Annotated in this window: 12 protein-coding genes; 6 read left to right on the top strand and 6 right to left on the bottom strand. The window is 52.3% G+C overall.

Annotation, left to right across the window (positions count from 1 at the left end; all coding sequences use genetic code 11):
- Positions 1-97: 97 nt before the first annotated feature.
- The 3 genes from OGV65_RS18180 (at position 98) to OGV65_RS18170 (ending at position 1754) form a co-directional block, all read left to right on the top strand.
- The gene (locus tag OGV65_RS18180) at positions 98-604 is read left to right on the top strand and encodes a hypothetical protein (protein ID WP_047418251.1); all 507 of its coding nucleotides are present in this window, start codon (positions 98-100) and stop codon (positions 602-604) included.
- Between the two features lie 14 nt (positions 605-618).
- Complete coding sequence (locus tag OGV65_RS18175; RefSeq protein WP_019076216.1) at positions 619-870, top strand: membrane lipoprotein lipid attachment site-containing protein; 252 nt, start codon at positions 619-621, stop codon at positions 868-870.
- 80 nt (positions 871-950) lie between these two features.
- Complete coding sequence (locus OGV65_RS18170; RefSeq protein WP_286455302.1) at positions 951-1754, top strand: MBL fold metallo-hydrolase; 804 nt, start codon at positions 951-953, stop codon at positions 1752-1754.
- Positions 1755-1823: 69 nt separating this feature from the next.
- On the opposite strand, the gene OGV65_RS18165 is transcribed toward OGV65_RS18170, so the two are convergent.
- Complete coding sequence (locus tag OGV65_RS18165; protein WP_191212499.1) at positions 1824-4268, bottom strand: trimethylamine-N-oxide reductase 2; 2445 nt, start codon at positions 4266-4268, stop codon at positions 1824-1826.
- A gap of 20 nt (positions 4269-4288) precedes the next feature.
- Positions 4289-5383 (bottom strand): NapC/NirT family cytochrome c, encoded by a 1095-nt coding sequence (locus OGV65_RS18160; protein ID WP_016155916.1) that lies wholly within the window; start codon positions 5381-5383, stop codon positions 4289-4291.
- A 528-nt stretch (positions 5384-5911) separates the two neighbouring features.
- On the opposite strand from OGV65_RS18160, the gene uspF reads away from it, so the two are divergent.
- On the top strand, positions 5912-6340 hold the full coding sequence (gene uspF / locus OGV65_RS18155) for a universal stress protein UspF (RefSeq protein WP_003021923.1): 429 nt from the start codon (positions 5912-5914) through the stop codon (positions 6338-6340).
- A gap of 240 nt (positions 6341-6580) precedes the next feature.
- Here the strand turns inward: uspF and torD are convergent, their stop codons facing one another.
- The 3 genes from torD to torC are packed head-to-tail and all read right to left on the bottom strand — an operon-like array spanning position 6581 to position 10900.
- On the bottom strand, positions 6581-7195 hold the full coding sequence (gene torD, locus OGV65_RS18150) for a molecular chaperone TorD (protein WP_047501842.1): 615 nt from the start codon (positions 7193-7195) through the stop codon (positions 6581-6583).
- Positions 7192-9732 (bottom strand): trimethylamine-N-oxide reductase TorA, encoded by a 2541-nt coding sequence (gene torA, locus OGV65_RS18145; protein WP_286455301.1) that lies wholly within the window; start codon positions 9730-9732, stop codon positions 7192-7194. Before torA ends, torD begins: the two co-directional genes overlap by 4 nt.
- On the bottom strand, positions 9722-10900 hold the full coding sequence (torC, locus tag OGV65_RS18140) for a pentaheme c-type cytochrome TorC (protein WP_016152138.1): 1179 nt from the start codon (positions 10898-10900) through the stop codon (positions 9722-9724). Before torC ends, torA begins: the two co-directional genes overlap by 11 nt.
- Positions 10901-11031: 131 nt before the next feature.
- Here torC and torR point away from each other — a divergent pair, with 131 nt between their 5' ends.
- Positions 11032-11724, top strand: a complete 693-nt coding sequence (gene torR / locus OGV65_RS18135) for a two-component system response regulator TorR (protein WP_016152137.1) — start codon at positions 11032-11034, stop codon at positions 11722-11724.
- Here the strand turns inward: torR and torT are convergent.
- The gene (gene torT, locus OGV65_RS18130) at positions 11697-12728 is read right to left on the bottom strand and encodes a TMAO reductase system periplasmic protein TorT (RefSeq protein WP_095715165.1); all 1032 of its coding nucleotides are present in this window, start codon (positions 12726-12728) and stop codon (positions 11697-11699) included. The genes torR and torT overlap by 28 nt on opposite strands.
- Positions 12729-12810: 82 nt before the next feature.
- On the opposite strand from torT, the gene torS reads away from it, so the two are divergent.
- Positions 12811-15597 carry a TMAO reductase system sensor histidine kinase/response regulator TorS gene (gene torS, locus OGV65_RS18125; RefSeq protein WP_286455300.1) on the top strand — a complete coding sequence of 929 codons (2787 nt, stop codon included), beginning with the start codon at positions 12811-12813 and terminating at the stop codon, positions 15595-15597.
- The last annotated feature ends 5 nt before the right edge of the window (positions 15598-15602 follow it).

Genomic DNA, 15602 nt, shown 5'->3' with positions numbered 1-15602 from the left:
CATTAATATTTAATGGGAGACTGCCGTCGTCGTAAACATGACATTCGAACAGTTCGTATTCCTATAAATAAACTTAATGATGATAGTGAGCAAAAAAATGAAAAAACGTCTGCTGACCCTCTTTGTCCTCGGCCTGACAACGGCCACAACAGCATGCGCAATTACCCCGGCAATGCAGAAAAAGTATGAACATTCAGGTTGTACACAAATGAGTGAACTCAATGGCTGCGATATCAATAAATCCTATCAGTGGAACCGCGATCATGGTTTTATTGAGAACGGCAACAGCCAGCAGAGCCGTCATCATCATCATGGTGAAGAGCAGCAAAATACCGCTGACCGGGATAACCACGATAATGCCGATATTTACGGCAAATTCAGCGGAAATTACGTAGCCAAATTTGCCAATGGTCAACGCAGCGTTGATATTCACGTCGAGGGTTCCAGCGTGTACGTCAATGGTAATGAAGTGCGTGACGTAAATACCTATCAGGATACGATGACCTTCCGTGTCGGCTATGCCACTTACACCATTAAAACGAATGGTCGCGGTAGCTGGAATGACAGCGATGCCGGGAATGCTGGCAAAATTGTGCGCGAGTAACGGATACCGCCACAATGAAAAAACTGATTTCCACGTTGGTTATTATGGCTAGTCTGTCGGGCTGTGCCGAACATCCTTATCTTTCTGCAGCCGCTGCTGGTATTGGGGCCGCAGCAGTTGCCACGGCGATCGCTAATCACAAAAACCGTGAAGCCAACCGTGATAAAGAGCATGAACGCCAGGAGCGTGAGCAAAGGGAGAACCAGCATGCGTGGCGGCATAGTCACCATCACTCCGATGATGACGGCCATTACTATCACCGCTAAGTCAGCACAAAGAGCGCTGCGATCACAGCGCTCTCAACGGTCATGTATTACAGTATGCCGTTTTAATACTGGAGTCAGGCATGGCATTAACCCTCACGGTATTGCTTGAAAACAGGCGCGCTGCGAGCGCAGATAAATCATTACGGGCAAAGCCTGGATTAAGTCTGTTAGTTCAGGATGAAACCACCACCATACTATTTGATACCGGCCCGGACGACAGCTTCATACTTAACGCCGCGCAAATGGGCGTAGACCTGACGCAATTGACCGCCGTGGTTCTTTCGCACGGCCATTACGATCACTGTGGCGGCGTGCCGTGGCTGGCGGATAACAGTCGTATCATTTGCCATCCCCAAATAGCTTGCGAGCGGTACGCCTCAATAACCCTGGCGGGAACGCCAAGAAAAATAAAAAAACTCTCGCGTGATAACGACTACTCTCGACTAATCATGGAATACACCCGTGAACCGTTGGCGATCAGCGATCGATTTTTGTGGTCCGGGGAAATTAGTGTCGCCACTCCACAGGCCTATGGCGTTATTAGCGAGAAAATACCTCAACCGGATTACATCAGCGACGAAGGCGTATTGATCTATAAATCTGATCGCGGGTTAGTCATCATTACCGGATGCGGGCATCGTGGAATAGAGAATATCGTACGCCATTGTCAAAACATCACCGGCGTTAACCAAATTTACGCCCTCGTCGGTGGGTTCCATTTACGCACTGCCTCCCCCGCTAAGCTATGGCGAACCCGACAATTTATTAAGCAACAACAACCAGAAAAACTACTCGGCTGTCATTGCACCGGTTCGTGGGGTCGATTGTGGCTACCGGGAACTGGCGCCCCAGCAACGGGAGATGTGATTGTGCTGGCAGAGTAACGGCGGTAAGACATTGCCATACCAGCAATAAAAAGCGGGAGCCTTACGGCCCCCGCTTTTCAACCATCATTACAGAGTGACGATTGCTGGCTCATCAAAGACGGTGAGTTTTGGCGCTTCGCCGGTGAATTTCTCTGCGTATACCAGGCTGGTATTCCCCACGCAGCCATTCGCCAGCCTTGAGGTTGGGATATCCGCCGTCAGCACGTTCGCGCCGCCATTTTTGCAGATACCGTTCTCAATATCTGGCCATGCGCCTTCATGGATACAGATAATTCCCGGTTTGATACCGTCACTGATGTGTGCCCCCACCAGCACCTGTCCACGCGCGTTCCATACGCGTACCAGATCGCCTTCGGCAATACCTCTGGCTTTCGCATCATCCGGGTGAATCGTTACCGGCTCACGATTGGCAATCGCGTACTCTTTGCGCAGCGAAGCGTAATTCAACTGACTATGCAGACGATGTGCCGGGTGCGCCGTCAGTAGCTGCAGTTGATCTTTATCCGCAGTTCCTTTCCATTCATCGGGTTCAATCCATGACGCATGCGGCGGACAATCTTTGTATTGATAGCCTTCAATCGTTTTTGAGTAGATTTCTATCTTACCGCTCGGCGTTCCAAGCGCATTCATCACCGGATCGCTGCGGAAATCCGCGTAGCGTACATATTTGTTATTCTTTTCATTCTCACGCATTTCGATCAGTTTGTTTTGCTGCCAAAACGCGTTGAACTGAGGCATGGCGATACGCTGGGCGCGGGCGGCTTTTTGTGCGGCATCATAGAACTGCTTCAGCCACGCCATTTCATCTTTGCCCTCGGTGTAGACCGCCTTACCGCCAGGCTTGAGCATCTCCGCCAGATCGGCAAAGACGTCAAAATCACTGCGTGCTTCAAACTGCGGCTCAATGACCTGCTTCATCGGCACCAGATGTTGGTTACTGTAATCACCGGTCATGGTCAGATCGTTGCGCTCAAACGACGTGGTTATCGGCAGAACTATATCGGCATGTTTGGCCGCTGCGGTCCAGTAGCACTCAGAGATGACAACCAGTTCAGGCTTCTGCCAGGCTTTGATTAAACGGTTAGTATCCTGATGATGGGTAAAGTTAGCGCCGCCCGCCCACCAGATCATTTTGATATCCGGGAAGGTTTGCTCTTTACCGTTATGCTGATATTTGCCGCCTGGATTTTCCAGCGCTTCGACAATTCGCGCTACCGGCAGGCTGATCACCGCATCGGAAACCGCCCAGTCGTTACCCGCAGATGACCCACCCTCAATTTGGGCGGAGATGGCTGGCAATACTCCCCCGGTACGCGTTGGGTTACCGCCGTTGGAATAGTGATAAGAGAATCCGAAACCACCGCCTTCGGTACCAATTTGCCCCAGCATCGCCGCCAGAGTCACCAGCATCCAGTGTTTTTGCTCACCGTATTGCTGGCGCTGAATCCCCCAACCCGCCATGAGCATGGTTTGATTGCTGGAGAAAATTTCCGCCAGCTTCTCCAGTTGCTCCGCAGGCACGCCGCACACGCCGGAAGCCCACTCGGCGGTTTTCTCTATTTTGTCGCTCTTGCCGAGCAAATACTCTTCAAACTGCGGATATCCGGTGGTGTATTTTTCCAGGAAGGCTTTGTCATGGAGATTTTTCTTCACCAGCGTATGGGCGATCCCTAACATCATCGCCACATCGGTCCCCATATGTGGCGCAATCCAGGTTGCATTATCACCAAAGAACTCAATGGTTTCGGAACGCATCGGATCGATGGCGATGACGCTTTTCCCTGATTTCTTCAGCAGATTAAAGTATTCAATCCCCTGTTCATCCGTGCTGCTCCAGGCAATCTTGAGGGTATTGAGCGGGTTCATCCCCCACAGCACCACGACCTGACTGTGTTCAAGCACCATCGGCCAGGTGGTTTGCTGCTCATAGACTTCAACCGATCCCACAACGTAAGGCATGATCACCTGCGCGGCACCGGTTGAATAATCGCCGGTATGACCTGCGTAACCACCGGCCATGCTCATATAGCGTTGCAGTAAGGTTTGCGCTTTATGCAGAACGCCGCTGGAGCGCCAGCCATAAGAACCAGCAAATATCGACGCCGGGCCATAGCTGCTACGGATCCGGCTATGCTGCTCATGTATCAGTTTCAGTGCCTGCTCCCAGCTAACCCGCACGAAAGGATCGCTTCCACGTTTACCATCCGCATTACCCGGGTTTTCCAGATAGCTTTTGCGCACCATCGGATATTTTACGCGGATATTGGTATGGACCTGATCCGGCGCGGTTTGCTGTAACGAGTTCGGCACCGTTTTAGGCAACGCGCCTTTTGAGGAAACCACTTTGCCATCTTTTACTTCCACGTATACCGCGCCCCAACGCGCTGCCGTCAGAATCGCTCCGCCATTTTGGCCTTCGGCCCAGGCCGGCATTGGGATCACCGAAGAAATCGCCATTGTCCCGGTTGCCGCGCCGGCCGTCTTAATAAAGTCACGTCTTGTGAGTTTCATGATTTCTCCTGATTTATCGCTTATTTGTTCATGTCTTTAGCGTTGTACTGGAAGTAACGGCTCAGGATATCCAGTTCGTTTTCACTGATATTGGTGCGAGCGCCCATCCCTTTTGCTACTGAAGGCCAGGCGTTGAGGGTGAAATGATTCGCCGGAATTGGCGCATGGCAGCCCGCGCAGTACACATTGTCGAGTTTGCGTGCGTAATCCCACATCGGTTCACGGCTGGCGAGAGCGGAACCGCTCCATTCACCCTGCAGCACGACATCTCGCCACACATTGCCGTAATCATCTTTTTTCCAGTCGGAGAGGATCTTCAGCGATTGCTGACCTTTTTCACTCAGGCTGGCAAGAATCAAACGCTGTCCTGCCGCGTAGTAAATGACCTGTTCATTTCCCTGCATCTGGCTACCGCGAATCTCGACCTGTCGCGTATTGTCCGTTGTTTTCAGAACCTGCATTTTTGTTGCCGGGTAAACGGTTCCCAAATCGCCCAGCGCAGTGTTGCTTACGGCATAAAGCTCTGTTGCCGAAGCAGGGGTGGAGGCGGACTGCGCTTCAAGCCCTTTGAGCGCGCTGTCATCCATTTTTATTTCAGGTGGGAAATGGGCGACGCCTTTGTGGCAATCAATACAGGTTTGCTTTTCCTCGATGCCCATTTTGTGCATTTTCTGGGCCTCTGCGCTTTGTGCGGCAAGATCCATCGCGTCCATGCTGTGACAGCTACGGCAGGTCGCAGAATCGCTCGCTTTTAGCTGTGCCCAAACGGTTTGCGCCATCTCCAGACGGTGTTCTTCAAATTTTTCTGGGGTATCGATTTTTTTGGTTATGAACTGATGATAAACATCTTTTGAGGCCCGCAGTTTAGCCACCAGATAATCCAGGCCGCCCTGGGGGATATGACAATCAGCACACTCTGCACGAATACCTTTCTGATTCTGAAAGTGAACCGAACCGGTATATTCCTCATACGGTGCCTGCATCGTATGACACGATAAACAGAATTCCGTGCTTGAGGTTTTGTGCAACGTCCATTGCCCTGCCAAAACGATAACAGCACCAAGAACAATGCACAGCAGCATCGTCCCGAGGATGGTTTTATTTATTTTTCTCATCTTTTATTCCCACAAGATGAATACCCTTTAATGGGTAGATAATAATTACCCTAACGCGGCTACTTATTGATATTCATCAAACGCAGAGGGAAATGAGAATCAGCATGTGGGTAAGTTTGAAGGCGCTCGCATAATTAATACGAACGAAATTAAATATAAAATACCTTTTTAAATTCAGATAATTAAACCAAATCCAAGGTTTAATTAACCATTAATTATGGAAACGTCAGAATAAAAGTTTGATGAGTGCTGAATGGCATTAAAATTATGCCCTTGGCAATAGTCGCTATATAATAAAATATATAATGAAAAAACATAAAAACGAACCCTTTTCTATTACGTGATAACACGTATTAATGAAGATACCCCTCTTGTGGTTGTGCTCAGATATACATTCACGACAAGACTTGTGACACACACCTATCATTGACGCGCATTTATGCATGCAACCTTGATCTGGTCACTTATTAAACAGATTCGATTTTCGCTACACTCTGGGTAGAGGTAAACAAACAGGAGGTAGTGAATATGTATCGCTCAATTCTGGTGCCCATTGATATCTCTGAAACCGATTTAACCCGCCATGTTGTTCCACAGGTCCAGGCGCATGCCAAAACCGCTAAGGTCCACTTTTTAGCCGTTATTCCTACCGTTCCGTTCTATGCCTCGCTGGGGCTGGCTTACTCAACAGAATTCCCGGACAGAAGCGGTCTGCAGGCCAAGGCCAGCGAAAAACTCGAAGAGATTATTAAGCAGTTCAATATTCCTGCAGGCAGGAGTCAGACTCACGTCGTTTACGGCCCGCCGAAGGATCAGATCCTCAAACTGGCGGAGGCGGTAGACGCTGAGCTTATCGTCATTGCCTCACATAAGCCTGGTTTTAGCACTTATCTGCTGGGTTCAACGGCGGCTGCCGTAGTACGCCATGCAAAATGTCCCGTGCTGGTTGTGCGGTGATAGGGCTAAAATGGGGGCGAATTTGCACTAACGTTTATAAGTTAAGCATTATTGAGCACATGTGATTCTTGCTCAGGGTTCCGTTCACCTCAGTGGTAAATGTAGCAATATACCGGAGGCAACAGATTCATTGCCTCCGGATGTCCCACTCTCAGTTACTCATTACGCCCTTTCATTTTCGTTAAAATGGCAAGCATTAGAGCGAATGTATTCCCGTTTTTCTGTGGCTTAGGCCATCACTCAGTTCTGAATATCCAGCCTGACCAGTGCCAGCAACAGCTGACTCAGCGCACCGTAGAAACCAAAGTCATCATAGCGGCGGCATTTGGCGGTGAATTCCGGTAACCAGCGTAACAGCCCCGCCAGCGTTTCTCTGCGCAGCGCATCAATACGCTGGCGGCTAAACCCGGACTCTCCCAGAGAAAAATGCAGATGACTCAGCAGTTCGATAAAAATTGCCAGATGATCGGCTGACTCGCTAAACGTTTCGCTTACCTGCATGCCAGCATCGGCTAACAATCGTTTAATGACCCCGTAATTCGGCCCTCCTTCAAGATGGGCCGACGCATAGGGTAACGCCGCGTGTTTTTCCGACATCAGAAACAGGCTACAAAAATCAGCCGCCAGTTCGAGGGTTGCGTCCTCACGCACCTGAAGCGCAGCAATTTTCTCCTCCAGCTGAAGGACTTCCGCTTCAAGCGACGGTTCACCTTTTAGCACCGCGAACCACTCAGCCATTTCGCTGGACTGCAAAAGTGCCAGGCTGTCATCGTCACGTTCCCGGGAAAACAACTGCGCCAGCCAGGCGTAAACGCAGGCCATCTGTTCTGTTGTCAGGGAAGAGTGTTTTATCATGACGATACCTTCTCCGCCGGAACATATTCGCACTGCGCCACCATTTTTATCGGGCCGCTGAACGCCGTCACGTTATCCACCTTGCCGGTATATTTCTCAATTTCCACCAGCGTGGTATGAGCGCTGGTCGCCTGTGCCAGTTGAGACGTGCCGATATCGATTGTTAATACGTTTGGATTGCCGTATTTACACAGCGCCCCAGTTTCTCCGCCGTTATCAGGGTCGTACCAGGCACCTTCATGAATACGCGCCACGCCTGGCGAGTAGAGATCGGAGACAACCGCCCCGGCCAGTACTTGTCCACGTGCGTTAAAGACACGGACAATATCACCGTTGCGAATCCCCCTGACGCTGGCATCCTGCGGGTTGATAAACACCGGCTCTTTACCACTTACCGCATAATGCTTACGCAGCGCTTCAGATTCACAAAGCTGCGAGTGCAGACGGAAATCAGGGTGAACAGATTGCAGATGCAGTGGCCAACGCTGCGACCCGGGTCCACCATGTGAGCGTTCGATTTTCTCAAACCACATCGGATGCCCCTGGCAGTCGTCATACTGCATACCGGCAATGGTTTTCGAGAAAATTTCGATCAATCCGCTCGGCGTGCCCAGCGGCTCAAGATCGGGGTCTTCGCGGAATGCCTGATGACGTACAAACATCTGCGGATGTTCGAATTCAACGTACTCTTGCTGATTCCAGAAAACGTCAAAAGCGGGGAGATGAACGCCGCGCCCTTTCCCCTGCTGGCTTCCTTCCTGCCAGATCCGTTTCAGCCAACCCATCTCATCCAGCCCTTCGGTAAAGGCTTCTTCACGATTAAAGCGGCGGCAGAGATCGCGGAAAATATCGAAATCATTACGTGCTTCAAATTGCGGCTGCACCAACTGTTTCATGGCGATAATACCGCGGTTGGAGTGGTTGCCATACTGGTCAAGATCGTTACGCTCAAACTGGGTCGTCGCGGGCAATACGATGTCAGCGAATCGACAGGTCGAGGTCCACTGATTATCGATGGCGATAACGGTTTCCAGCTTACGCCAGCCCTCAATAATACGATTGATCTGCTGGTGACGATGGAAAGGGTTGGTCCCGGCAAAAACGCACATCTTCAACGGCGGCAACTTGACGGTTTTGCCGTTCCAGTTAATTTGTTTACCCGGCTCAAGAATCGCATCGATAAAACGCGCGATCGGGATGGTGCTGCTGTACCCCTTATAATCAGTGCTGTCATGCACAGGAGGTACGGTGGTGGAGCCAGAAAAACCGCTCAGGATAATCCCTTTTCGGCTTGGCGTGCCCGCGCCGTTGTAGTGCCAGCCAAAGCCGAAGCCACCGCCGGGTAAGCCGATTTGTCCAAGCATTGAGGCCAGCACCACGATCATCCACGCCCACTGTTCCCCGTGCTGCATACGCTGGACGCACCAGCCGGCAATAATCTGCGTTCTTCCGCCCGCCATTTGCCGCGCCAGTTCACGAATCGTATCGGCATCAATCCCGCATATTTTTTGCGCCCACTGGGCATCTTTAGGCTGTCCGTCACTTTCCCCCAGCAGATAAGGCAGAAACTGCTCAAACCCTACGCAGTAGTTATCGAGAAAATGCTTATCGTAGAGCTTCTCGGTATAAAGCGTGTGCGCCAGCGCCAGCTGTAGCGGCACATCGGCCTGCGGATTCACGGCGACGTGTTTAACCTTGTCGCGGCCCAGGTAGTCGTGCGTCGAGGTGATGACCGGATCAACGCTGATAACCGAGATCTCGCCGCGCGCCACTTTTTCTTTCAGTTGTTCGTAGTATTCATAAACATCATGATCCGGGCACCACCAGTTCGCCTGCTGGTTTTTAATCAGGTCGGAACCCCACAGCACAATCGTTTTGCTGTTTTTCAGCACCAGCGGCCAGGAGGTCTGCTGTTCATATACCTCCATTGACCCGACCACGCGCGGCAGAATCACCTGGGCTGCACCAGTGGAATAGTCGCCCCCGGTACTTACGCTGTTGCCGTGCAGCGCAATGGCGCGCGCCAGCATCCCCGAGGCGTTATGGAACATGCCGGTTGATTGCCAACCGCTGGCCGTCAGCAGCGCGCTCGGGCCATAGGTCTTCTGAATTCGCTCCAGCTCCTGATAGAAGAAGTCCAGCGCTTCATCCCACGAAACGCGCACAAAGCGGTTATCTCCACGCTGCGTGGTATCGCTCTGATGGCGTTTACGCAACCAGTCGACGCGGACCATTGGATAGCGAATACGCGCCCCACCATGCACGTGATCCGGCAGTCCGGCGATCATTTTTGACGGGTACTTATCACGCTCAAACGGTTTGGCTTCAATAAAACGCCCATCAACCACGGTGGCGCGGATTGCCCCCCAGTGAGATCCGGTCAGGATCCCCTCTTTGACGCCAGTTCCCTGCACCTCTGCGGCGTTGGCGCTGCGCGGTGTGAGCAGCGAAGGTCCTAACATACCAGCGACGGTCAAGCCGCCCAACTGCAGTAGAAAACGACGGCGAGATGCCTGAAAGAGATCGTTATTTTTCATTGCTTTCTCCCTTATCGCCATGCGGCTTGTCCGTGGTGTCAGAGGCATTCATCTGCAGATATTTCAGTAAGGTACGTTCTTCACGTTTATCCAGACTGGTAAATCCAATCATGCCGTTCAACGTGCCAATCCAGCCGTTGGCGTCAAAGTGTTCTTTCTCAGGTGCGCCGTGGCACTGGTTACAGGTTCCGTTATAGAGCGAGTCGGCATAAGCCCAGATTGGCTTAATGTCGTTAACCATATCGCCCTTCTGCATCCAGGCGGTGGCCTGCAGCTTGCTCCACTGCGTATTCGTTTCCGCGACGGTCGTTTGCTCCAGGGTTTTCACGTGCTGCTGAATGTCGCCACGAATGGAGGCCACAAAAATGCGTTTACCTGGCAATTGCGCCAGCACGCGCTGACGCCCGTTACTCTCTGTCCAGCCCACAATCTCAATTTGCAGCCAGTCGCCGTCACGCTTTAACACTTTTACTTCAGAAGCAGGCAGCAGTGAGCCCGCAGGTTCTTTATCCCCTTTGGCGGCATAAATAGGTTTGATGTCCAGGGAATAGAGCGTATCGCCATCGTCGTTTGCGTTGGCGCGTAACTGGTCAAACTGCTTGCGGAAACCGCTGCTCATATCGGGAAGCTGATGCGCAATACCTTTATGGCAGTCAATACAGGATTGATTGTCCTTGGCCGCAATCTTCATCTGACGCGCAGCTTCAGGGTGCTGTTTCGCGTGATCCATCGCATCATAGTTATGACAGGAACGACAGGTCGCGGAGTTGTTCTCTTTCATTCGCGCCCATTCGCGCTCCGCCAGCTCGGCACGTTTGGCTTCGAATTTCTCAGGAGTATCAATAGAGTGGGCAACAAAGGTCTGGTAAATATCGTTGCTGGCCTCCAGCTTACGTTTCACCATGCCAGGGATATCGGATGGAATGTGGCAATCATGACACTCTGCGCGCACCCCGGAGGCATTCTGAAAATGCGCAGACTGTTTATATTCTTCATAAACCGGCTGCATGCTGTGGCAGCTCACGCAAAATTCGGTTGAACTGGTTAATTTAATGCCAACGTGCGGTAAGACGATCAGCGCGATACCGACCACCATCCCGATGACGACCAGCGCCAACACTGACCAACGTGCGCTCGGTCTGAGCAGCGCCCTCCATAGTTTCCGCATAATAGCCCCTGTAAATATATGGTTTAGTTACAGAGGATCTTATTTCGCAAATGTGAACGGCAACACTGGTCAGGATGAATGGCTTACGGCACAATGTGAACAGATATGAACAGAAAGAGACAACAACCAGGATGTCGCATCACATTGTCATTGTTGAGGATGAACCCGTTACCCAGGCACGATTACAGGCTTATTTTGAACAGGAAGGTTATCACGTCTCGGTCACAGCCAGCGGAGCCGGCCTGCGTGAAATCATGTCACAACACTCTGTCGATCTTATTCTGTTAGATATCAATCTCCCGGATGAAAATGGCTTAATGCTGACCCGCGCCCTGCGTGAACGCTCAACGGTGGGGATCATCCTGGTAACGGGTCGTAGTGACCAAATTGACCGTATCGTTGGCCTGGAAATGGGGGCTGATGATTATGTCACCAAGCCGCTGGAGCTACGTGAACTGGTGGTGAGAGTGAAAAATTTACTCTGGCGTATCGACCTTGCCCGCGAGGCGCGACCGGAGGCCAAAGACAACTGCTATCAGTTTGCCGGGTATTGTTTGAACGTCTCCCGTCATACTCTGGAACTGGGCGACGAGGCAATCAAACTCACCCGCGCCGAGTATGAAATGCTGGTCGCGTTTGTCACCAATCCGGGGGAAATTCTCAGTCGCGAACGTTTACTGCGCATGCTTTCGGCACGACGGGTAGACAATCCGGACTTACGCACCGTGGACGTACTGATCCGCCGTTTACGCCACAAGCTGCGGGCTGATTTACTGGTGACACAGCACGGGGAAGGCTATTTTTTAGCGGCCGACGTGTACTGATACAGATAAACAGGACGGAATCCGCCGGGTGACAACGAGCACTTTACATGCTGGCTGTCGGCATTTTTCGGGGTGAGCACCAGGATCGGGGGACTGATATTTTCCGGCACCGGTTGTCCTTGTAATACTCTGATAGCCTGCTGAATCGCCAGTTCACCTTGCCAGACCATTTGATCGCTGGCAGCCATAATGATTCTTTCGCGTTTAAGCCCGCGATACACCTGATGCGACAGATAAAAAGAGACGACAGTTAACGGCGCGCCCTGATTGCGCTTCTCCCCCATCGCCGCTTCAGCAGCAATTGCCGTACCGGCCACCACGTCGACATCCGGGTGACGCTCAAGCATCTCCTGCAGCAGGTTACGCTGTATTTCAATATCATTATCGCCCAACGCCACATCCACGATGCGCACCTGACTGCCGGCAATCGCCTGACGGAATCCGGCCACCATCTCACGACTGCCCCCGGCGTCATCAGGTCCTGGCAATAATAAGACCTTTAGCGGTTTGCCCGCGCTCCACTTAACCAAATAGCGGCCTGGCTGATAACCCATCTGGAACCACGGAACCCCAACCCGGGCTTTTACCGTTGCGTCATGGATAGCATTCACCACCTCGATAACCGGTAGCGTGCCAACCTGTGCCTGCAAATCCGGAAAAGTCGTCGTGCTGCTGCCCAACAAAATGGCATCCGCGCCCCATTGCTGGCATTGAGCGATTTGTGATTTTTGCGTGTCGAACTGGCGATACCCTCCCGCCTCGAGCACCTTCAGGCTTACGCCGTATTTTTTCGCCGCCTCCAGCATGCCGTAATTCACGGAAAGCCAGTAGGAATCCTTCAGGCTGGGATACAGCGCGCACAGTTTCCAGACTTTGTTTGCAGTAACGTCCGTTAGCGGCTCCGGCACTGCCTGCTGGGTATCCGGCCAGCGCAGCAGTGCGGACCCGGTCGCGTGACCTAAGCCGGGAAAAAGTGTGATAAGCAGGAAAACCAATACGCGCATGATAGCCTCAACATTGATAAGGCTTTATCCTAGTTGCTTTCCTCTTTTGGACTCAACCTTTTTAATCTGTGGCGACCCGACAGTGAATTTATCTCTGACCAAACGACTGTGGATAGGCTTCGGGCTGATGGCGGCACTGACCCTCATTAGTACGCTGGTTGGCTGGTATAACCTGCGTTTTGTCAGCCAGGTTGAGCAGGCCAATACCCAGGCGCTGATCCCGACCATGGACATGGCGCGCCAGCTCAGCGAAGCCAGCGCCTGGGAACTGTTTTCCGCGCAGAATCTGACCACCGCAGATAATGAAAATATGTGGCTGGCTCAGGGGCGTATGTTAACCGCCCAAAGCCTGAAAATAACCGCTTTACTGAAAACCCTGCGCGAGCAGGGCTTTGACACGTCGGCCATTGAACAACAGGAAAAAGAGATCGCCCAGTCGTTAAGCCATCAGGGGGAGTTGGTTGGCGAACGTCTGAAACTGCGCGATCGGCAGCAACAGCTCAGCCAACATATTGTTGAGGCTACCGCCGACGTTGCCGAAATGGCGCGCGGTCAGGCCAGTAATGCCGCCACCTCGGCGGGCGCTACGCAGGCAAGCATTTATGATTTGATTGAGAGCCATCAGGGACAGGCGGCAGAACACGCTCTCGACAGGCTTATCGATATCGATCTGGAATATTATAACCAGATGAATGAACTGCGCCTGAGCGCGCTACGCGTGCAGCAAATGGTGATGAATCTGGGGAATAACCAGGCGCAGAATAACCTTGCAGCGCTGGAAACCCAGCTTAATGCCGCCGTCAGAGTGCTTCACCGCCGACAAATACGCATTGAAGATCCGATGGTACGCACTCAGGTTGCCGGCGCTGTAAATTCGATAAGCCGTTATGTCGATCTGCTGGCCCTGTATCGTCAGGATAATGACATCACCACCCGCTTACAGATCTTATCGCAGAACAATATCGAGCAATTTACCCGTTTCAGTAGCGAAGTCAGTCAGTTGGTAGAAATCATTGGCCAACGCAATCAGACCGGGCTGGCGCATCTCAAACAGGCCAGCCAGCGCGGGCAAACGCTGCTGCTGCTGTTAGGTGCGGTGTCATTGTGCTTGTTAATTCTCATTCTTTGGCGCGTAGTTTACCGCTCGGTCACGCGCCCGTTGGCGCAGCAAACCCAGGCGTTACAGCGTCTGCTTGAAGGTGATATTGACTCCCCATTTCCGGAAACCGCGGGCGTTCGCGAACTGGATACCATCGGGCGGTTAATGGACGCCTTTCGCGGCAGCGTTCACGCCCTTAATAGCCATCGCGAACATCTGGCCGCTCAGGTAAAAGCTCGCACCGCCGAACTGCGTTCTATGGTGTCTGAACACCGGCAGGCGCGGGCAGAAGCCGAAAAAGCCAACCAGGCAAAATCGGCGTTTCTGGCCGCCATGAGCCATGAAATACGCACCCCGCTGTATGGGATCCTCGGCACTGCGCAGTTGCTCTCAGACAATCCCGCTCTGGCGCAGCATCAGGAGAATCTGCGCGCAATCACTGACTCTGGCGAGTCTCTGCTGACCATCCTCAACGATATCCTGGACTATTCCGCCATCGAAGCGGGCGGAAAAAATGTGGCGATCGGCGATGAACCTTTTGAGCCCAGACCCTTGCTGGAAAGTACGCTTCAGCTCATGCACGGTCGCGTTGTGGGTCGCCCGGTCGTGCTGGTTACGGATTTTGCCGACGATGTCCCCGACTCCCTACGCGGCGATCCGCGCCGTATTCGGCAAATCATAACTAACCTATTAAACAACGCGCTGCGCTTTACCGATCGCGGACACATCACCCTGCGTAGCCGATGTAAAGATCAGGACTGGTATATTGAGGTTGAGGACACGGGATGCGGGATTGATCCTGTCCATCAGCGCGATATTTTTCAGCCGTTTGTTCAGGTTAGCGGTAAACGTGGGGGGACCGGGCTTGGACTCACTATCAGTGCCAGCCTTGCGCAGGCGATGCAGGGAGAACTGAGCGTCACCAGTACGCCGGGAGTCGGAAGCTGCTTTCGTTTGCGTCTGCCATTACGGGCTGGCGCGATGCCGGTAGCTAAATCCGTTCCACGTGCCATATCGTTACAGGGTTTACGCTTACTGCTAATCGAGGATAACCCCCTCACGCAGCGCATCAGTACAGAAATGCTCACCCTCAATGGCGCCCAGGTCACCGCTGCCGACAGTGCAGCTGCGGCGCTCACCATACTGCAGCAAGACGCCCAGTATAATGCCGCGCTGGTTGATTTTGATCTTCCGGATATCGACGGCATCACGCTGGCGCAACAGTTAACCCGCGAGTTTCCGACGTTAAAGCTAATAGGCTTTAGCGCACACGTCATCGACGAAACGCTAAGCCAAAGAACCAGCACCCTGTTTCTCGGCGTTATTCAAAAACCGGTTCCCCGGGATGAACTCAGTCGGCTCATTACCCATTATCTGCACGGTAACGCCCCTCTCCCGGTTGCATTAGAAAATGACAACCAACGGTTAGATACCCAGCAATTAGCCGGGGATATCCAGCTAATGGGATGGCAAAAGGTGCACGAATGGTTAGCGCTCTTTAAGCAACACACCCTTCCTGTATTAGATGAGATTGACGCAGCGCGCGCAACATGTGAGTACGAGAAGATAAAACGTCTGGCACATCAGCTAAAAAGCAGCTGCGCCAGCATGGGGATGCGTTCTGCCAGCAGGATGTGCGCAGCGCTTGAACAGCAGCCGCTAGCTGATTTTTCACTCAGAGAGGAAGTACAACTAAGTCTTACAGAAGTGGAAATGTGGTTGGCAAAAGAAAATTTGTCGCGATTAGCCGAAGCTGAACATCAGAAGTGACGTTG

This window comes from Citrobacter sp. Cb004 (assembly GCF_030337065.1).
Classification (GTDB): domain Bacteria; phylum Pseudomonadota; class Gammaproteobacteria; order Enterobacterales; family Enterobacteriaceae; genus Citrobacter; species Citrobacter braakii.
The sequence above is the reverse complement of the archived record's forward strand: the minus strand, read 5'-3'. Positions and strand labels throughout refer to the sequence as shown.